A 20,111-nucleotide genomic window follows, 5' to 3' on the forward strand; every position below is an offset into this window, starting at 1 on the left:
CATTGATATTGCGCAAATTTATCGGCATTGAGGCAGAGAACCGGGGGAGGCTAGGGGCATAAAAAAACCGCCCGAAGGCGGTTTTTACTGATTTCGACATCAATCCATTACTTGGAGATGTGGGAGATCAGGTCCAGAACTTTGTTCGAGTAGCCAGTTTCGTTATCGTACCAAGAAACCAGTTTCACAAAGTTGTCGTTCAGCGCGATACCTGCTTTAGCATCGAATACTGAAGTGAGTTTTTCGCCGTTGAAATCGGTAGATACAACGTCGTCTTCGGTGTAGCCCAGAACGCCTTTCAGCTCGCCTTCTGAAGCTGCTTTGATTGCAGCACAGATTTCTTTGTAAGAGGCGGGTTTTTCCAGACGTGCAGTCAGGTCAACAACAGAAACGTTAGGAGTAGGAACGCGGAACGCCATACCGGTCAGTTTGCCGTTCAGTTCTGGAATCACTTTACCTACAGCTTTAGCTGCGCCGGTAGAGGATGGGATGATGTTCTGGGATGCGCCGCGGCCGCCGCGCCAGTCTTTGTGAGACGGGCCATCAACGGTTTTTTGAGTTGCGGTAGTTGCATGAACAGTGGTCATCAGCGCTTCAACGATACCGAATTTGTCGTTGATAACTTTAGCCAGTGGTGCCAGGCAGTTAGTGGTGCAAGAAGCGTTAGAAACGATTTCTTGGCCAGCATAAGACTTGTGGTTAACGCCCATAACGAACATTGGGGTGTCGTCTTTAGAAGGGCCAGTCAGAACCACTTTTTTCGCGCCAGCAGCGATGTGCTTACGAGCCGTTTCGTCAGTCAGGAACAGACCAGTCGCTTCAGCAACAACGTCAACGTTGACTTCGTTCCACTTCAGGTTAGCCGGATCTCTCTCTGCGGTAACACGGATGGTTTTACCGTTAACAACCAGGTGGCCGTCTTTCACTTCTACAGTACCGTCGAAACGACCATGGGTAGAGTCGTACTTCAGCATGTATGCCATGTAATCCGCGTCCAACAAATCGTTGATTGCAACGATTTCAATGTCAGAACGTTCTTGAGCAGCACGGAAAACAATGCGACCGATACGGCCAAAACCGTTGATACCTACTTTGATAGTCATATATTCCACCAGCTATTTGTTAGTGAATAAAAGGTTGGTTGTAAAATTACAAAAACCACACCGAGCGTCAAGCGGAATCGTGTCAATTCTTGCTGCAAATCAAACCAAACGAGCGAGTTTGCACATTAATCACACATTCCTGAAACCATTGGCCACATTTCTATATTGGGGCGAACCCACAAGTTTAAAGGGCGGGGCGGTAAATTTTGCGATTTTTATCACATTAACGCACTTCAAACCGGAATGGGATAGAGTCTAGGCTAAAATCTGCTGCTTTGTTGTTAATTTTTTGTTATTATTACACCTTGTTTTCGTTGACTTTATTCCTTGTCAGAGAACCGCACAAATGGCTAAAGAACAAAACCCTACAAAACCTCTTGAGCAACTGACTGATATACAGCGTCATGTTACGCAGAACCACGGAACCGAAGCGCCATTTTCCGGCAAACTGCTGCACAATAAGCGCACCGGGGTGTATCAGTGCCTATGCTGCCAGCAACCGCTATTTATCTCCGATTCCAAATTTGATTCCGGCTGCGGCTGGCCCAGTTTTTACGAACCTATCGCCGCCGACTCTATTCGCTATATTGATGATTATTCACATAATATGCATCGGGTAGAGATCCGCTGTGGTCACTGCGACGCTCATCTGGGCCACGTGTTCCCCGACGGCCCGCAGCCAACCGGCGAGCGTTACTGTGTCAATTCGGCCTCGCTGAATTTTGTTGACGATGAGAGTGGCGAACAGATAGCGGGTTGAACCCTTATCTCGACGTATTTTTAATTTGCAATTTTGCTGAAAAAACGATTCAGCAAATTATTCACTTAGGAATGCCCAATGGAGCTTGATGATTTGATTGCCTCCATGACGCCGGAAATTTACCAGCGTTTGTCGCAGGCGGTGGAGTTAGGGAAATGGCCCGATGGTGTAGCCCTGACGGCAGAACAAAAAGAGAACAGTCTGCAAATGGTTATGTTGTGGCAAGCCCGGCATAACACAGACGCTCAACATATGAGTATTGGCACCGACGGCCAGATCGTGATGAAGAGTAAGCAGGAGCTTAAACAGCAATTTGCCAAGCAGCCGCTGATTAAGATTAAAGCGCAATAATTCAGGCGAGAGCCGGAACCACACTGGCGAGCATACAAAAGCGAAACGGGCCATTCCGCCTAATGCTGGTCATTTAAGGTGACCAGCAGCCTTTTTATGCGGGTACTTTTTACATTTTGCTCTGACTTCATGCGGGTAACTTCATTCCCGTCTTAACGGCAACATGCAATGTCTGGCCTGTTCTTAAAATCTTTTTAACTCTCCCGGCACTGTCTGTTCCCGGCGAGACCCACGGCAGCGTTATAAGTCGCCGCATTAGCCTGGTTATCGCGCGGCTAAACTCAGCTATACGGCAGATAATCGCCTTTCAGAGGGTACGCCGTTTTGACCATCTGGTAGCGAACCCAATTGTAAACCTCATCACTCCTGCCGCATCATTCCGGGTAACCTGCTGCGAAGCGTCTAACTGTACAACTCAACCCTATCATGTTTAGAGCTTATCTAATTCCGTCAAGCCGTTCGGCTATCTGTGACAATGAGACTAATTGCGCACCGGCGCTCCGCATTTCAATCAACGCCAGCTCACTGTCTTGCGGTTGCAGGTTAACACCGCGACAGCCTTCGGTAATCACCCAGGTTTCATAGCCCAGGGTGAGAGCATCTAACACGCTGTATTTAACGCAATAATCGGTGGCTAAACCCATGACCAGCAGACGGTTAATACTCTGCGCTTTTAACCAGTCATCCAGTGCCGTTTTCGCCCGTCGACCGTTATCAAAGAACGCGCTGTAGCTGTCTATCTCGGGGTCCTGACCTTTCCGAAATACTTGTTGAATAGCTGAACTGTTCAGGTGGGGATGAAAATCAGCTCCCGGTTGATGCTGCACGCAGTGTACTGGCCACCACACTTGCGTCAGTCCATTCAGATCGCCAATCGTTCCCGGTTGCGCATTGGAGTTAACGGCGAAACTGCGGTGGTTTGCCGGATGCCAATCCTGACTGGCAATAATCGAATAATCCCGTTTTTGGCACAGTTCGATAGCCTGATTCGCTACCCCGATGACTTTATCGCCATCGGTGACAGCCAATGCGCCAGCGGGGCAAAAATCATTCTGTAAATCAATTAAAAGCAGGGCGGTTTTCATTCAGGCTCCGAAGATTAACCGACATCGGTTAATTCACCACATAGGTTCTGTTGCATCAATTGGCGAATTTGGTCGGCATCCAGCGGCTGGCTGAGCAGATAGTGCAATTTGGTCAACGCCGCTTCTACGGTCATATCAAATCCACTGATCACGCCAGCATGAGCCAGAGCATTACCGGTGGCATAGCCGTCCATATTCACACGACCAGAAATACACTGAGTCAAATTCACCACTACAATGCCACGTTCGCTGGCATGTTTCAGCTCATCCAACAGTTCGGCTTTCTGCGGGGCATTACCCACGCCGTAAGAACGCAAAATCAGCGCCTTGACCGGCTGTAGCAAGAAGTTGCGCACTACCGCGCCGGAAATCCCCGGATAGATAGTCACGACCCCAATGGGCTGCGGCGTAATGTTATGCACGATCAACGGACCGTTACTGGCCGGAGAGATGACCGAAGTTACGCGGCGAATGTGTATCCCGGCTTCCAATAACACCGATAGGTTGGGTGAGGCAAAGGCGTCGAAACCATCGGCATGAGCCTTGGTGGTGCGATTGCCGCGAAACAGTTTGTTATTGAAGAACAGGGTCACTTCGTTAACCGGATAGTTTGCCGCCAGATACAGCGAGTTCAACAGGTTGGTTTGCCCATCGGAACGCAACTCCGCCAATGGAATCTGTGACCCTGTCACTATGACCGGTTTAGCCAGATTCTCCAGCATAAAAGACAAAGCGGAAGCGGTAAACGCCATGGTATCCGTACCATGCAAAATCACGAAGCCATCATAAAGATCGTAATTCTGCTTAATGTCATCGGCGATGTGCTGCCAGTCTTCCGGCGTCATATCCGAAGAATCAATCAAAGGCGCGTATTCGTGAATGGTAAAATCGGGCATTTCAGGACGATGGAATTCAGGCATCAGCGCCAGTTGACGTTGTAAATGGCCGGATACCGGGATGTAACCCTGTTCAGAGCGCTGCATACCGATAGTACCGCCGGTATAGGCAACGTAAATGGATTTCTTTTGCATGTAAGCATACCGCTGAGTGAGATGACTGGATTATAGGGTGGCTGGCGCAGAAAAAAAGCCCGGCAAGTACCGGGCTGGAGATTTATCTGTTATTTGCGTTGTTTATCAGCGTACATCACCGCAATTCAGGCAAAGCGCATAGCGATTCTGTGGATCGTTCAGATTAGTAAAGAAACCCGGTTGATCTTTTACCGCCATGGCGAGCGTGGAAACTGGCGCTGGCAGCCAAGCTTGCAGCACTGAAGGCAGCACGGCGTGAACCGACGCCCCCATTTGCCCAAACAGCATATCGATGAAGCCCGGCTGATCGACATACCAGTTCAGCTGGTAGGTTTTCAGCTTAGCCAGCTCGGCGGCTTTTTTCACCGCGTCATCGAAGTCGCCCAGTTGATCCACCAAACCGTTGTTTTTGGCATCTAAACCTAACCAGACGTGTCCTTGAGCAATGGCATCAACCTGCTCAGGTGTTTTATGGCGCGAGGTAGCAACCAGATCGATAAAGTTCTTATAACCATTCTCGATGCTGATTTGCATCATCTGAGCAAATTCAGGCGGCAAATTCTTGGTGACAGCCACGTCAGCCAGCGGCGAAGTAGCTACGCCGTCGGTATGGACACCCAAGGCACCCAGCGAATCCTGATAGGTGTTGACCACGCCGAAGATGCCGATGGAACCGGTCAGGGTGCTTGGGCTGGCGATAATGTAGTTCGCCGGGGTGGATACCCAGTAACCGCCGGATGCAGCCATCCCGCCCATAGAAACGACAAGCGGTTTGTTTGCGGCACGTAGCGCGGCCAGTTCGGAGCGAATCAGCTCAGAGGCGCTGACGCTGCCACCCGGACTATTTACCCGCAATACCACCGCTTTGATTTTCGGATTCAAACGCGCTTCACGGATTTGTGCCGCGGTATTATCACCGCCCACGCTGCCGGGCGTTTGTGGACCATCCATAATCGCCCCGTTAATAAAGATAACGGCGATTTCTTCACCTTGCTGCACTTTTGGAGCAGGTTGGTAATCGTAAATACTGACGGAGTTGTAATCGTTTTTTTGCTTGTCCCAGCCGAAAGTTTTGATCAATTCAGCTTCTACCGCCGGACGGGAGGCCAACTGATCAACCAGTTTATGTTCCAGCGCGTACTGCGCCGGATCGCCACCAACCTGCTGCAAGCCGCTGATAATACCGGCCGCTCCGGGGAACAGTTGTTCAGGAGTGAGCTGGCGGTTAGCGGCAACTGCCGTCAGATAGTTATTCCACATGCCGCCGATCCAGCGGGTATCCGCTTCACGCGCAGCCGGAGACATATCATCGCGAATCATAGGTTCCACGGCGGATTTATAAGTCCCGACGCGGAAAATATTGGTCGTGACTTTCAGTTTTTCCAGCAGAGATTTGTAGTACAGGTTATTGCTGGCAAAGCCTTTTAGATCCACCGAGCCTTGAGGAGACAGGTAGATTTTATTGGCGAAACTGGCCAGATAATATTGTTGCTGGTTATAGCTATCACCCACGGCATAGATAGGCTTGCCACTGTCACGGAATTCGCGTAGCGCTTTGCCAATGTATTGCAGAGAAGGCTGGTCGGCACCGGCAAAATCAGACAGGGACAAAACGAGCCCATTGATATTGTTATCGGTTTTAGCCCGACGAAGGGTTTCCACCACGTCGAACAGCGAATTTTCCTGCAGACGGTTGCTCGATGCCCCTAACATTTCGCGGGTGAACTGCATCACTTTATTGTTCACTGCCGGCGTATCTACCACCACACCGGTCAGATTGACCAGCAGAGCACCTTTTACCGGTTCAACCGGCTTGCTTTGGACCATCAGATAAATACCGACGCCCACAACGATGAGGAAAATCAGGAACAGGTTAAGAACGAATTCTCTGACAAAATTAAGTAGACGCCAGGTCCACTTGAAAAAACCGCTAATAATTCGCCACAAAGTGCGCATGTGATCTCCAACAAATCCGAGCAAGTGGGGGTATCCTAATGACCTACAAATAAAAAGTCAGTATTAAATCATCAGACAGCTAAACGTATTGGTCAAGCTGGTAACAAATCCTCTACTTATGTTACCGTGCTGAAAATGAAGATCGTTATCTGGAGAAGAGTATGGATGCGTTAGATTTGCTGCTTAACCGCCGTTCGGCCTCGCGTTTGACCGCCCCTGCGCCAACTGGCGAAGCGTTGGAAAATATCATTCACGCCGGTATGCGCGCTCCGGATCATGGTGCACTGCAACCCTGGCGTTTTGTGCTAATTGAAGGAGAAGGGTTGGGACGTTTCAGCGAATTGCTGCAAAAAGCAGTGCGCCATGATGGCTCCGACGATGCGGTACTGGAAAAGGCGAAAATGGCTCCTTTCCGCGCGCCACTGATTATTACCGTGATTGCCCATGTGACGGAAAACCCGAAAGTACCAAACTGGGAGCAGGTTGTTTCCGCCGGTTGTGCGGTGCAGGCAATGCAAATGGCTGCTCTGGCGCAAGGTTTTAACGGTATCTGGCGAACTGGCTCATGGACACATCATTCGGTGGTTCGGGCCGGTTTTGCCTGCCGTGAACAGGATGAAATTGTCGGTTTCCTCTATCTTGGCACACCGCAGTTAAAAGGTTCCAGTAAGGTGACGCCGCCGGATGTCAGCACCTTCGTTAGCCACTTTTAAGCCTTTCCCAATGCAGCTTAGGCCAGAAATTGGCAGCTTAAGCTGCGTTTCCGTCTGCTTTGTGACCAAGCTAACTGCCTGAACAGCCAGCGCTACTTATCAATTCCCTCGGTAAGCGCTACCATAGGCGATATGTTCTTTGCCTATCATAATCAGTGTTAATTAATCCGATGATGGTTAACCGAGGGAAGTGATATATGACATCGCCAGCGATACGTCTTACGCAATATAGCCACGGAGCCGGATGCGGCTGCAAAATCTCGCCGAAAGTGCTGGAAACCATTTTGCACTCCGATCAGCAGAAATTCTTCGATCCGCGGCTATTGGTGGGTAATGAAACCCGGGACGATGCGGCGGTGTACGATATTGGCAGCGGTGTCGGTATTATCAGCACCACGGATTTCTTTATGCCGATCGTGGATGATCCCTTCGATTTTGGCCGTATTGCTGCCACTAATGCGATCAGCGATATCTATGCCATGGGGGGGAAACCTATTATGGCGATTGCGATTCTTGGCTGGCCGATCGATAAATTGGCGCCGGAAGTGGCGCGTCGGGTGATTGAAGGTGGGCGACACGTTTGCGCTCAGGCGGGTATTTCGCTGGCCGGTGGGCATTCTATCGATGCGCCAGAGCCGATTTTTGGTCTGGCAGTGACCGGCGTGGTCAGTACCGAACAGGTGAAGAAAAACAGCGCCGCACAGGCAGGCTGCAAGCTGTTTTTGACCAAACCCTTAGGCATTGGCGTTCTGACAACGGCGGAAAAGAAAAGTAAATTACGGCCGGAGCATCAAGGCGTTGCAACTGAAACTATGTGCCAATTGAATAAATCAGGCGCTGATTTTGCTCACATTGCCGGCGTTACCGCGATGACCGACGTGACCGGTTTCGGCCTATTGGGGCATTTAAGCGAAATCTGTCAGGGTTCCGGTGTGCAGGCAACGCTACATTTTTCGGCGATTCCCAAATTGCCTGCGGTGGTTGAATATATTGAAGAAGGCTGTGTGCCGGGGGGGACGCAGCGTAACTTTGACAGCTACGGTCATCTGATCGGGCAGATGTCTGATTTACAAAGAAAACTGTTGTGCGATCCTCAAACCTCCGGTGGCCTGCTACTGGCAGTATTACCGGCGGCTGAAAATGAGGTTCATGCCGTAGCTGAGCGCTATGGCATGATGCTTAGCCCGATAGGGGAACTGACTGCACCGCGCACCGATCGCGCCTTAATTGAGATTTGCGAATGATTTTCCCATCGCCTTCAATACCGATACTACCGACGTTTCTTTAGGGCCGCTAATGCAACTGTTTATTGCCGAAAAACCCAGTCTGGCCCGCGCTATTGCCGATATCTTGCCGAAACCCCATAAGCGGGGGGACGGCTTTATTGCCTGTGGTAATCAACACGTTGTCACCTGGTGCGTCGGGCATTTGCTCGAACAGGCGCAGCCGGATGCCTACGATAGTCGCTATGCGCGATGGTCATTGGCCGATCTACCGATTATTCCTGAAAAGTGGCAATTGAAGCCGCGGCCTTCGGTCAGCAAACAGCTTAACGTTATCAAACAGTTGTTACAGCAGGCTGATGAAGTCGTCCACGCGGGCGACCCGGATCGCGAAGGGCAGCTTTTGGTCGATGAGGTGTTGGATTATCTGGGATTAGCGGCGGAAAAACGACAGAATGTGCGGCGCTGCCTGATAAACGATCTCAACCCGCAGGCGGTAGAGCGGGCAGTTTCTCGTCTACGCGATAACAAAGAGTTTATTCCGCTGTGCGTTTCCGCTCTGGCGCGCTCACGGGCTGATTGGCTATACGGCATCAATATGACTCGCGCTTATACCATTCTGGGTCGTAATGCGGGTTACGACGGCGTGCTGTCCGTTGGCCGGGTGCAAACGCCGGTTCTGGGGCTGGTCGTCCGGCGGGACGAAGAAATTGAAGACTTTGTACCCAAGGATTTCTTTGAGGTTAAGGCTCATATTGTTACGCCGGCCGATGAACGCTTTGTTGCCTTGTGGCAGCCAAGCGATTCCTGTGAATCCTATCAGGATGAGGAAGGTCGCTTACTGCACCGTCCCTTAGCTGAGCACGTCGTCAACCGGATCACTGGCCAGCCGGCGCGGGTGACATCCTATAATGATAAACGGGAATCAGAAACCGCACCTTTACCGTTTTCCCTGTCTACGCTGCAAATCGAGGCCGCCAAGCGTTTTGGCCTTAGCGCTCAACAGGTGCTGGATGTGTGCCAGCGTTTATACGAAACCCACAAACTTATTACTTATCCTCGCTCGGATAGCCGTTATCTGCCGGAAGAGCATTTTGCCGGTCGTCATTCGGTGTTGAATGCAATCAGCGTGCATCTACCGGATTTACAGCCGCCAGCGGTGATGGACAGCGATCGCCGCAATCGTTGCTGGGACGATAAGAAAGTGGATGCGCACCATGCGATTATTCCTACTGCCCGCTCCAGCAAGGTTTCATTGACGCAGGATGAAGCCAAGGTCTATACCTTGGTCGCTACTCAGTATCTGATGCAATTCTGTCCCGACGCGATGTTCCGCAAATGCGTGATTGAACTGGATATTGCCGGAGGAAAATTTATCGCCAAAGCTCGTTTTCTGGCCGAGGCGGGCTGGCGTACGCTATTGGGCAGCAAAGAGCGAGACGAGGAAAACGAAGGTTCACCGCTGCCGGTGGTTGCTCAAGGGGACGAATTGCTGTGTGAAAAGGGCGAGGTGGTAGAGCGACAAACGCAACCGCCGCGGCCTTTTACCGATGCAAGTTTATTGTCTGCCATGACGGGCATAGCGCGCTTTGTGCAGGATAAAGAACTGAAAAAAGTCCTGCGCGCGACCGATGGTTTAGGGACAGAAGCGACTCGCGCGGGCATCATTGAACTGTTATTTAAACGCACTTTCCTATTTAAAAAAGGGCGTTACATTCATGCCAGCCCTGCGGGAAGGGCGTTGATCCATGCGTTGCCGGATATTGCCGCTCGACCCGATATGACGGCGCACTGGGAGTCGACTTTGACGCAAATCAGTGAGAAAAACTGTCGTTATCAGGATTTTATGCAACCATTAGTGGTAACGCTGCAAAATTTAATTTATCAGGCAAAGCAGAACCGAACGCCTCAGGCGTTTCGTGGTTTACCGGCTGCGCCGGCCGTTCCGGCTAAAAAAAGTAAAAAAACCAGCGTGAAGGCAAAGGAGAGTAAATCATGAAAAAAACCATAATGATAGGGTGCCTCGCGTTGAGCGTTTTATTCTGCAGCACGACTTGGGCAAACCGCCCAAACCTGGGAAATAACGTGGATGTGGTGGTGCCTTTGCCTCCGGACATGTGGAATAACGCCGGTACGCGTGGAACCAATAATAATAACTGTCCCCGCTGCTGCGTTTATCAAAATCAGAATTACTCGGAAGGGGCAGTTTTGCGGGTGGAAGGCGAGATATTGCAGTGTGTGCGGGATCCGAACGTCACCGGAACCCATCCACTGATTTGGAAACGACTTCCTCGTTAACCTATTTGGTTGTCCGTTGGCTGATAAAGGCTTCCAGTAAAGGAATATCCGCCGGAGCCAACGGATAATTTAGTGCTTGCTCCGGAGTGACCCAGATTAAAGCCGAATGGCAATGCATCTGGGGTTCTCCGTAAAATTCCTCTACGCGCCAGGCATGTAAACAAATTCTGCGATCGGGTAAATCTCGCTGGTGGCTGGCAACGTAACCGGAAATTTTGGCGTCAATGTCCAATTCTTCTGCTAATTCGCGTCGTAACGCCTGCGGCTGGCTTTCACCTGGCTCAACCTTTCCTCCGGGAAACTCCCACAAACCGGCCTGATCGCTGCTTTCATCTCGCTGAGCCAGCAGGATTTTGTCCTGATGCTGAATGATAGCGGCAACCACGTCGATAAGTTTCATGAATATAATCTCTCAGAGGAGCCATTCGGCGTATAAGAATTGCGACATTCCCCGTGTTGCCACGGGGAAAATAGCGATGAAAATAGTTATAGAGAAAACTCAGACCAGATCGGGGCGTGATCGGACGGTTTTTCCATACTGCGGATCTCGTAATCAATACCGGTAGAAATGCAGCGGTCTGCAAGTGATTGAGTCGCTAGCACAACATCAATGCGCAGCCCGCGGTTTTCATCAAAGCCGCGAGAGCGATAATCGAACCAGGAGTAACGATCATGACAATCAGGGTTGGCGGCGCGGAAAGTATCGACCAGCCCCCAGTTTTGCAAACGGGCTAACCATTCCCGCTCTTCCGGTAAGAACGAACATTTTCCGGTGCGCAACCAGCGCTTACGGTTGTCTTCACCGATGCCGATATCTAAATCCGTTGGGCTAATATTGATATCGCCCATGATTAAAACCTGCGCCTCCGGGCTTAATTCTTTTTCCAAATAGCTTTGTAGATCCTGATAAAAACGTTCTTTTGCCGGGAATTTAGTCGGATGATCGCGGCTTTCGCCCTGTGGAAAATAACCGTTAATGACGGTTAAAACACCCTGTGGCGTTTCCAGATCGGCCATAATAATCCGGCGCTGGGCATCTTCTTCATCGGTTGGGAAACCACGGCGCACTGCCAGCGGTTGCTGCTTGGTGAGCAGAGCGACGCCATAATGGCCTTTTTGGCCATGATAAAACACGTGATAGCCATGCTGGCTAACTTCTTCAAGAGGGAACATATCATCGTGAACTTTGGTTTCTTGTAGCCCAATAACGTCCGGCTGATGTTGTTCGATGATCGCCGCTAATTGATGAGGGCGGGCACGTAGACCATTGATATTAAAAGAGACAAATTTCATAGCCAGCGTCGTTTCCTGATAAAAATGTGCGTGAATAGTAGCAGATATCCGATAAAAATGTAATGAAGTGGGGAGGTGGCTGAGTCGATAGGGGGCGCTTTGCTATAGATTTACATTCAGCGATTTAAACTTGTTATAGGCTGTCTTATTCACAATATAGAAAATGTAATGACTATGAGTGGGAGTAGATGCAGTTAAGGATAAACTAACATGTATTCTGGACTATATATTTAAGAAGTCAGTTAACTATCCCATCGTTAAATATTAAAATCAGACTTTTATATGGTGTAATATTAAAAATAGAGAGTGAACTATAATCCTCACATCTAACATTTGCCGCGTGTCAGTTATTATTTTGTTGATAAATTAGCTTAAAAAAAGAATGGTAAGGTGTTGGTATTTGAATAAGCCTCATTATTTAGTCATCACAGATAAATAAATTTATCATTTGTTATAGTGACGTAGTAACGTTATCAGCATGATTGGCAAAAAATAGGATTTATTATAAATCTGGAATTTATTTTGTTTCTAATTTTCACTATCTTTATTATAGGTAAGCCCCGCGTTTGACAATATTTTAACTAAACTATGGTAGTGAAATGCCTCAAGAATTTTTATGGGTTAACGCCGCTATAATATAAAAAATAATTCTGTTAATTTATTTTAATAGGCTTCAGTGAAATGGCTTTTTTTAGGTCGGCTAATTAAAATACTCTAACTTTTTTAGTAGTGCTGATCGACAGTTAAATAATCAGTCAAATGCTAATATACCAAATTAGAAAATCAATAAACAGCCATTCTGGCGGTGTGAAAATTTGCATATTTAATATTGGTTATTATCTACAGCTCTGGCTGACTATCCCTATTTTTATGATGAATATTAACGTGTAAATGAATAAAATTAACACACGATTATTTTTCATTCATGAACGAATAAAAATTATTAGTTAATAAGCATGGAATTAAGTATCGAGTTTTGTTAAAAATTATAGAACATAAACTATATATATATTTAAAACCAATTCATGCATCGCTGATGAATATTATGATCTTAACCGTACTTCAAATACATAAATGTCATTTTATGAGCCACTTTTACAATACGTGTTTACTGTTCTTATTTTAGATTTAACCTGTTGTTTTTAGTGATTTTTTTTCAATAAAATGAAGTTGAGAAAGTTTAGTGATTGTGAAAAAACAATTTGTCCGGGTAACCGGTAGCATTTTTAATAATCAATGGTTGAATAAAGGATGGTGAACTATGTTTTTATCTAGAAAACTAGAGGCATTTATGGCGGTTGTGGAATACGGTTCTTTAAGTAAAGCGGCGCGAGTTATGAATCGCACTACGCCACCCGTAGCCAAATCGATTAAAGACTTTGAAAGTATTATAGGAAAGAAACTGTTCAAAAGAGAAAAATTTGGCATGAGCCTCACTCATGATGGAGAAGTGCTATATAATGATCTGAAGGATCTTCATCAGCAAGATAAAGAAATTACCAGCAAACATCTTACGGGGCATGTTTCTAATGCGGTGAATATTTATTACGATTGGGGTAAGGTGGATAGCTTAACAAAAATATGGGAAGTGGCAGAGAAGAACAATATACATGCAAGCATTATTAGATTTTGCTATGAAATGATTGATGATATTTGTGACTTTGACGGAAATAGCTTGATTATCTCTTCAGAGAAAATTCTTTGCGACAGATTTTCTCTCATTAAAGAAGCCTGTGATACCGGTTTGGGGGTTTATGCCCGTAAGGAAATTATTGGTGAAAATTCAGATATTATCAATTTATTACGTAGCAATACTTGGCTATGCAATCCAATACTGTATAAGAGCGAATTTATAAAATCGTTAGAAGAAGAGGTGAAGAAGTCTGTGAGCAAAGTTAGCATCAGACAGGTAGATAATTTAAATTGTTGCCTGAGTTTTATCAATTCTGGTAATTATGTTTGTATTACTGACTCGATTATCGATAGTTTTGCCGTTTGTAATAAACTAGGTTTTGTTAACCTTAAAGATCACTTTGGCGATCATAAGTTCTACTTTTATAAATCCAGATCGCATTCCAGCGTGCTCAATGGGTTAATAGACTTTGTAAAAGCAATAAACTGATAAGTAAAAATTAGCGCACTGAGGTATACAGTCTGGTAGTTTGTCATGTTTGTTGGCATTGATTCTTGATCTATATAAGACTCAGATAGAGGAATATTTATATTTCTTTTATCGTGGTTGGCATGCTGACAAACATTACTTTTGAGTCAATAGGGATGTAACGCACCCAGTGTCACTTTCGCGCTGAGAACCAACATGTATTCCATTTGGGTAAAGCATCGCCATTGAATGAGGGACGGGGGTCTATCGCATTGGGTTGTTCATATTGCCTCTCGTCAAAGGTTTGGCGATAGAACGAGTTTAGAGCCTAGCAAAGGATAGAGAGGATATACCGGGTGTCGGTGGCGGAAAATAGGGTGTGGTTTGGCGAAATTTAACCTGGTTAAGCACCTTTTTGATTTTGAACCGAAATAAAAAATCATTTTGAACCGAAATAAAAAATCTATAGTGCGATCTTCGTTTAAATTGACGAGTATATGACTGAGCGCATCCTGTTCAACTCTATCCAAGGGCTGTTAACTAAGGGGAATGCTGCTCATCTTAGCTTCTGCCTGAAGCGTTAAGGCCTGCTAGAAGGCGAAAGGAGTTTATTGGTAGGATAATACCGGTAGTTGGGGGAGCATCATTTCGTTCTTCACCCTTCGGGTTACCGAAGTGCAATGTTGTCTCACGCTGCTCGACTCAAACCCTGTCGAAAGTTATTACCTTCGCCCAAAATATCTAAGGGTGGTTTGGTGATGGGGTTAATACCTTGGAAATATAATAGAGATGGTGGTGGGGGAAGGATTCGAACCTTCGAAGTCGATGACGGCAGATTTACAGTCTGCTCCCTTTGGCCGCTCGGGAACCCCACCACTGAATTCGTGGTTTTTATTTCTGGCTAAATACCTGGCCGGTATTTTTTAATGATTTTGCTATTCATCTTAATTACTGCGCTTGGCTATTTAATATTCCGAATAACCTAACAAGCCAGTTTAAAATGGTGGTGGGGGAAGGATTCGAACCTTCGAAGTCGATGACGGCAGATTTACAGTCTGCTCCCTTTGGCCGCTCGGGAACCCCACCACTGGCCTAACTGCTTAGAAACGTTGTCTCGGTAAGCGGGGCGCATCATATCAAATGAAGCGCCACTGTAAAGACTTGATTTGAAAAAAAAGATTTGTTTGCCGTTTTTTTGCTCTTGAAGGTGTTTCTTCAAACAAAAACTAACGATTTATTGTGCAGTTACAGAATAACTGTGCGATTACCGTAAACAAAAACGCGCTGCGCTAAAACACGATAAAGTGCGCGGCTCAGTACGTTTTTCTCCACATCTCGGCCAGCACGCATCATATCTTCAGCGGTATAAGAATGATCGACGTGGATAACGTCCTGCATGATAATTGGGCCTTCATCCAGACTGTCATTTACATAGTGAGCCGTTGCCCCAATAATTTTCACGCCGCGTTCATAAGCCTGATGATAAGGGCGTGCACCAATAAAAGCTGGCAGGAATGAATGATGGATATTGATAATTTGGTATGGATAGCGCTGTACAAAGGCAGGAGTTAATACCCGCATATATTTGGCCAGAACAACATAATCAGGTTGGTATTGGTCGATCTGCGTAATCAGCTGTTGATCGTGTTGATCCCGAGTTAATCCTTCATGGCTAACCAGATGGAAGGGGATATCAAACCGCTCGACCAGGTGTCGCAATGAATCATGGTTACCAATGACGGCGGCGATTTCTACATCCAGTCCACCATAAGCGCTTTTCATTAACAGGTCGCCAAGGCAATGAGCTTCTTTGGTGACCATGATAACAATGCGTCTGCGCCCTGCAGTATGCAGCTCGCGGCTGGTACCTTCGGGCAGTGCATCATCCAAATCGGCGAGCAACGTTGTGTCGTTAAAGATCCCTTCCAGTTCGGTGCGCATAAAGAAGCGCCCGGTCAGATGATCTACAAACTCATTATTTTGAACAATATTAAGCTGATGCTTGTAACAAATATTGGTGATCTTGGCGATTAACCCTTTGGCATCAGGACAAATGGTACGTAATACTTTTCTTTGTATATTCTGGTGTGGCATAAGTTGGTCAATCCTGTCTGAGATATCTTTGATGTTGTGTTTTAATTCGATGCAGCCAGATTAGGCACGTTTAGGCGTAAATCATCCGCAGCATTTCTTATATTTTTTGCCTGAACCGCAAGGACAACTGTCGTTCCTGCCGACCTGAGGGCGTATTCCATCAATATAGTACCAGCGTTCATTTAAACGAAGGAAGCGCGAACGTTCATGCATCATCGAAATGGCACCGCTATTGCCTTCTTTAAATCGGGCAACAAACTCGACAAATCCTTCATCTGGATGGGAACCGGCCGCTTCTTCTCTAACGGTTAAACCCAACCACTGCGTGCCTGCAAAACCCTCTGCGATATTGTCACGCCATTTTTCTGCATGGCAATCGGGATGCCAGGTACCTACCAAATAATTGACGTCTTCTTTGACATAAGCGCTGTAGCGCGAACGCATCAGAATGCCAGGCGTAGCTGCTACTTTAGCGCCGAGAATATAGGGTTCGCAGCAAAGTTCGTAATTTATACGGCTTCCGCAGGGGCAAGACTCTGTCAAAATATCTCCTGATAACATAATTAAATTCGCGTAATGCAATCTCTTCGTGGCAAGGTTGTGTAATGACGATTGCCTGACGCAATTTTCCAGGATGTGCACAGGAATGATTAAATTGTGCAGATCGGTCCAATTTGAAAGGTTTCAGCCGTATATCTTACCTAATCACCCCCCAAGGTTCAAAGGCATGGACTTAAAATGGGAATCGCGTGTCCTGTGTTTTTTATTGTGATGCCAATGGCTAAAATTGACCGGTGTTTCATTTTAATGTAAATTGCGTTTTGTGATTTAGATCACATTGTAATGGCGAAATTGAAAGGTCAAAATCATGAAGTTAATCAATAGAATCATCGCGATGTTCGAAAACATGCATATCTCTTTCGGCACATTCAACGCCTAATCATTTTCTGGCGTTTTTACCCAGGCCTGATGAGGTCTGGGTATCATTTAACTCAACTCGCTGATAGTGAGTCGTATTCTACGATTCCGATAGTGTTCTTCATCTTCACTTTGCCTCATCCCTCAACTCCCCCAGGTAAGATTCCGTCCTCAGATTGTGCTCCATATAAACGTTACCGTCTCATTAAACGGGTGGGTTATCGAGATGCCTCGTAGCAATTATTCTCTGTTGCAATACGATTAACTTTCTCTGTGAGACTCCGTGCAAAATGCAAGATTAGTCACGATTACTTACAGCCAAAGATTGGATTGTTCACTTATGATGCTGTAATTCAGCGATTAGAACGCGATGGTTCGATGATAATCAGGGTTATAAATTGCTCGATAATTCATTTGGTTAATTTGATGAATCAGATGGCAGAGTGATGACTAACAAGGATGTTAGCTGTATCTCACTAATGAGAATTAATGAAATTACAACTAATGAAAGCGTGCATGATGCTAAGTCCTGTGGGCAGTATAGCCAAATAGACGCTGTTAATAGTTTTGAGCATAGCTGACGTTGGTTGCGAAACGGGAACCGTATTCGAGTGAGATATACCGAAACACATGCGAGTGGATAATGCGACAAATAAAGGTAGGTTTAGCTCTTGGTGCAGGTGCAGCAAAAGGATGGGCGCACATTGGTGTGATCAATGCGCTGAAAAAGCTGGATGTGGAAATTGATATCATCGCCGGTTGTTCGGTTGGTGCACTCGTTGGCGCGGCGCAGGCGACCCAGCACATGCCGGAACTGGAGCGTTGGGTCAGATCCTTCAGCTATTGGGATGTGATTAAACTGATGGATTTTTCATGGCGAAGGGGCGGATTACTGCGAGGTGAACGTGTATTTAATACGGTGGGCGAACTTCTTTCAATCGATGACATGAGCCAGTGCGCCATTCCTTTTGGGGCGGTAGCAACCAACCTGAGTACTGGTAGAGAGTTATGGCTTACTGAAGGCAATATCCATCAGGCCATTCGTGCATCCTGTAGCATGCCGGGATTGTTCTCCCCCGTTTGGCTTGACGGCTACTGGCTGGTGGATGGTGCGGTGGTGAATCCGGTTCCTGTTTCATTGACCAGGGCAATGGGGGCTGACGTGGTCATTGCCGTTGATTTACAGCACGACGCACATCTTATGCAGCAAGATCTGCTTTCTATCAGTATGCCAACGGAGGAAACTCCTTCCGATATGCCACAAAACTGGCGCAGTCGCCTACGTGATCGCATTGCCCATCTGGCACCAAAACGTTCGAATACGCCTCCGAGCGCGATGGAAATTATGTCTACCTCTATCCAGGTGTTAGAAAACCGCCTGAAACGTAACCGTATGGCCGGCGATCCACCTGATGTGCTGATTCAACCTTATTGCCCACAGATATCTACTTTAGATTTTCATCGGGCGAATGAAGCCATTGCTGCCGGTGAATCGGCGGTTGAGCGCAAACTTGAGCAATTAGTGCTTTTAGCTAAAAGAAGAGGAAAAACACAGAATGGAAATAAAAATTGACGTCATGGCCACTTCTGGCAAGCACAAGTCACCTTTTTGAGCCACTATTAGCACAACGATAGCTAAGAGATAACATTGCATGGACAAACCGTTTACAGATAAGAACATTTTGATTGTTGAAGATGAAATGGTCTTTCGCACGGTACTGAATAATTATCTGAGCAACCTAGGGGCTTCGATATTACAGGCATCGAACGGTCTTGAAGCATTGAATTTGTTGGAAAACAGTATGCCTGACCTGATTCTCTGCGATTTGGCTATGCCAGAAATGGGAGGGATTGAACTGGTTGAGCAACTGCTGGTTCGGGGGATTAAAACTCCGGTTCTGGTTATCTCAGCCACAGACAAAATGACGGATATCGCGCAGGTTCTACGTTTGGGTGTAAAAGATGTTTTACTCAAACCTATAGATGATTTACATCGCCTGCGGGAAGCGGTATTGACTTGCCTGTATCCGACATTGTTTAGCTCTCCGGCGATTGAGGAAACTGAACTTATTCAAGACTGGGATGCGCTGAAGAAAAATCCGTTTGAAGCCGCTCAGTTACTGCATCAGTTACAACCGCCCGCGCAACAAGTTATTGCTCGTTGCCGCGTGAATTACCGCCAGCTAACCGGCGTTGATCAACCGGGATTGGTTTTGGATATCGCCGCACTTTCTGATAGCGATTTGGCTTTCTATTGTCTTGATGTCACTCGAGCCGGTGATAATGGTGTTCTCGCGGCATTATTACTACGGGTGTTATTCAACGGTATCTTGCAAGAACACTTAGCCGGTCGCCATCACCGTCTGCCGCAAATGCCGGCGTTGCTTAAACAGGTTAACCAACTCTTAAGACGAGCCCATCTTGAAGGGCAATTCCCCCTGTTGGTCGGGTATTACAATTCGGAATACAAAAACTTGATCCTGGTTTCCGCCGGGCTGCATGCTAATGTCAGCGCGGGTAAAAACCATATACAGCTGAGTAATGGCGTGCCTTTGGGAACGCTGAGAACCGCTCATTTAAATCAAATCAGTCAGCGCTGCGAGGCTTGGCAGTGTCAGGTATGGGGAGGGGGCAGCCAATTAAGACTTATGCTTTCTGCTGAATAATATTCATTATGCTTATTTACCATTCGTCATCCATTATCCCCACTGTCTTATTTCCCTCCCTTTTTTAAGTCTCGTATGTAGCCTATTTTTTGAACCAATGAAAAGAAACTCTGACCTGTAAATATAAGTCAGCTTATATCCTTCGTTTTTCCGTTGATTGCTACACTTCAATTGCCGGGTCTTAAGGTTACGTTAATGCTTCTCTCTTAAACTACGCTTAATGGCTGACAGCATGCGGAAATAGTCATGCCCTTCGTGGCGGCTTAGGCTATTGAAAATCGCAAACTAATCATGCAACACCGGATTAATCGCCCATGTTGAATCTGAAAATGTTAACGATGGTTGATAAAGCATTAATACAGACTGTGCAATTGTGTGCTGCTGCCAGCAGTAGCCACTAACGTACCAGGGTTTTTATTCATCTACCTTTTATTCTAGTGGTCCGAGAGTTCGGTGAATCGCCGCTGCAAACGGTTTGTATCGTTTCGACAATGTGTCATTAGCGCAATACATGTAGCG

At 46.8% G+C, this 20,111-nt stretch carries 17 protein-coding genes, 2 tRNA genes and 1 other RNA gene; 9 read left to right on the plus strand and 11 right to left on the minus strand.

Annotated features, from left to right (window positions below; all coding sequences use genetic code 11):
• Window positions 1-107 precede the first annotated feature (107 nt).
• Window positions 108-1,103: a glyceraldehyde-3-phosphate dehydrogenase gene (gene gapA, locus PL78_RS04725; RefSeq protein WP_004875218.1), complete on the minus strand. Its 996-nt coding sequence runs from the start codon at window positions 1,101-1,103 to the stop codon at window positions 108-110.
• A gap of 346 nt (window positions 1,104-1,449) precedes the next feature.
• Here gapA and msrB point away from each other — a divergent pair, with 346 nt between their 5' ends.
• The gene (gene msrB, locus PL78_RS04730; RefSeq protein ID WP_064513560.1) at window positions 1,450-1,863 is read left to right on the plus strand and encodes a peptide-methionine (R)-S-oxide reductase MsrB; all 414 of its coding nucleotides are present in this window, start codon (window positions 1,450-1,452) and stop codon (window positions 1,861-1,863) included.
• Window positions 1,864-1,941: 78 nt separating this feature from the next.
• Window positions 1,942-2,214, plus strand: coding sequence for a YeaC family protein (locus PL78_RS04735; RefSeq protein WP_064513562.1), 273 nt, complete (start codon window positions 1,942-1,944; stop codon window positions 2,212-2,214).
• Between the two features lie 437 nt (window positions 2,215-2,651).
• Here PL78_RS04735 and pncA read toward each other — a convergent pair whose 3' ends face one another.
• The 3 genes from pncA to sppA all read right to left on the minus strand — a co-directional run bounded on the left by pncA (window position 2,652) and on the right by sppA (window position 6,286).
• Complete coding sequence (gene pncA, locus PL78_RS04740; RefSeq protein ID WP_064513564.1) at window positions 2,652-3,299, minus strand: bifunctional nicotinamidase/pyrazinamidase; 648 nt, start codon at window positions 3,297-3,299, stop codon at window positions 2,652-2,654.
• Window positions 3,300-3,313: 14 nt separating this feature from the next.
• Window positions 3,314-4,330 carry an asparaginase gene (ansA, locus tag PL78_RS04745; RefSeq protein WP_064513566.1) on the minus strand — a complete coding sequence of 339 codons (1,017 nt, stop codon included), beginning with the start codon at window positions 4,328-4,330 and terminating at the stop codon, window positions 3,314-3,316.
• Between the two features lie 105 nt (window positions 4,331-4,435).
• On the minus strand, window positions 4,436-6,286 hold the full coding sequence (sppA, locus tag PL78_RS04750) for a signal peptide peptidase SppA (RefSeq protein WP_064513568.1): 1,851 nt from the start codon (window positions 6,284-6,286) through the stop codon (window positions 4,436-4,438).
• A gap of 161 nt (window positions 6,287-6,447) precedes the next feature.
• On the opposite strand from sppA, the gene PL78_RS04755 reads away from it, so the two are divergent.
• The 4 genes from PL78_RS04755 (at window position 6,448) to PL78_RS04770 (ending at window position 10,520) form a co-directional block, all read left to right on the plus strand.
• Window positions 6,448-6,999, plus strand: coding sequence for an NAD(P)H nitroreductase (locus tag PL78_RS04755; protein ID WP_064513570.1), 552 nt, complete (start codon window positions 6,448-6,450; stop codon window positions 6,997-6,999).
• 197 nt (window positions 7,000-7,196) lie between these two features.
• Window positions 7,197-8,243, plus strand: a complete 1,047-nt coding sequence (gene selD, locus PL78_RS04760; protein WP_064513572.1) for a selenide, water dikinase SelD — start codon at window positions 7,197-7,199, stop codon at window positions 8,241-8,243.
• A 52-nt stretch (window positions 8,244-8,295) separates the two neighbouring features.
• Window positions 8,296-10,221, plus strand: coding sequence for a DNA topoisomerase III (locus PL78_RS04765; RefSeq protein ID WP_064518249.1), 1,926 nt, complete (start codon window positions 8,296-8,298; stop codon window positions 10,219-10,221).
• On the plus strand, window positions 10,218-10,520 hold the full coding sequence (locus PL78_RS04770) for a DUF1496 domain-containing protein (RefSeq protein WP_064513574.1): 303 nt from the start codon (window positions 10,218-10,220) through the stop codon (window positions 10,518-10,520). The genes PL78_RS04765 and PL78_RS04770 overlap by 4 nt, the downstream gene beginning before the upstream one ends.
• Window position 10,521: 1 nt before the next feature.
• Here PL78_RS04770 and PL78_RS04775 read toward each other — a convergent pair whose 3' ends face one another.
• Together PL78_RS04775 and xthA are read right to left on the minus strand one after the other, a co-directional pair.
• A complete protein-coding gene (locus PL78_RS04775; protein WP_064513576.1) occupies window positions 10,522-10,920 on the minus strand; it encodes a pyrimidine (deoxy)nucleoside triphosphate diphosphatase in 399 nt (132 codons plus the stop codon).
• An 86-nt stretch (window positions 10,921-11,006) separates the two neighbouring features.
• Window positions 11,007-11,813 carry an exodeoxyribonuclease III gene (gene xthA / locus PL78_RS04780; protein WP_064513579.1) on the minus strand — a complete coding sequence of 269 codons (807 nt, stop codon included), beginning with the start codon at window positions 11,811-11,813 and terminating at the stop codon, window positions 11,007-11,009.
• A 1,261-nt stretch (window positions 11,814-13,074) separates the two neighbouring features.
• On the opposite strand from xthA, the gene PL78_RS04785 reads away from it, so the two are divergent.
• A complete protein-coding gene (locus PL78_RS04785) occupies window positions 13,075-13,935 on the plus strand; it encodes a LysR family transcriptional regulator (RefSeq protein WP_064513581.1) in 861 nt (286 codons plus the stop codon).
• 605 nt (window positions 13,936-14,540) lie between these two features.
• On the opposite strand, the gene PL78_RS21170 is transcribed toward PL78_RS04785, so the two are convergent.
• The 5 genes from PL78_RS21170 to PL78_RS04805 all read right to left on the minus strand — a co-directional run bounded on the left by PL78_RS21170 (window position 14,541) and on the right by PL78_RS04805 (window position 16,551).
• Window positions 14,541-14,660: non-coding RNA, RtT sRNA (locus PL78_RS21170), on the minus strand.
• 44 nt (window positions 14,661-14,704) lie between these two features.
• Window positions 14,705-14,789 (minus strand) — tRNA-Tyr (locus PL78_RS04790).
• Between the two features lie 126 nt (window positions 14,790-14,915).
• Window positions 14,916-15,000: transfer RNA gene (locus PL78_RS04795), tRNA-Tyr, on the minus strand.
• Window positions 15,001-15,159: 159 nt separating this feature from the next.
• Complete coding sequence (purU, locus tag PL78_RS04800) at window positions 15,160-16,008, minus strand: formyltetrahydrofolate deformylase (protein ID WP_064513583.1); 849 nt, start codon at window positions 16,006-16,008, stop codon at window positions 15,160-15,162.
• An 81-nt stretch (window positions 16,009-16,089) separates the two neighbouring features.
• The gene (locus tag PL78_RS04805) at window positions 16,090-16,551 is read right to left on the minus strand and encodes a YchJ family protein (protein ID WP_064518251.1); all 462 of its coding nucleotides are present in this window, start codon (window positions 16,549-16,551) and stop codon (window positions 16,090-16,092) included.
• Between the two features lie 1,018 nt (window positions 16,552-17,569).
• On the opposite strand from PL78_RS04805, the gene rssA reads away from it, so the two are divergent.
• A complete protein-coding gene (rssA, locus tag PL78_RS04810) occupies window positions 17,570-18,499 on the plus strand; it encodes a patatin-like phospholipase RssA (protein ID WP_064513588.1) in 930 nt (309 codons plus the stop codon).
• A gap of 79 nt (window positions 18,500-18,578) precedes the next feature.
• The gene (gene rssB, locus PL78_RS04815) at window positions 18,579-19,592 is read left to right on the plus strand and encodes a two-component system response regulator RssB (RefSeq protein ID WP_064513589.1); all 1,014 of its coding nucleotides are present in this window, start codon (window positions 18,579-18,581) and stop codon (window positions 19,590-19,592) included.
• Window positions 19,593-20,111 lie beyond the last annotated feature (519 nt).

It is taken from the genome of Yersinia entomophaga (assembly GCF_001656035.1).
GTDB lineage: Bacteria > Pseudomonadota > Gammaproteobacteria > Enterobacterales > Enterobacteriaceae > Yersinia > Yersinia entomophaga.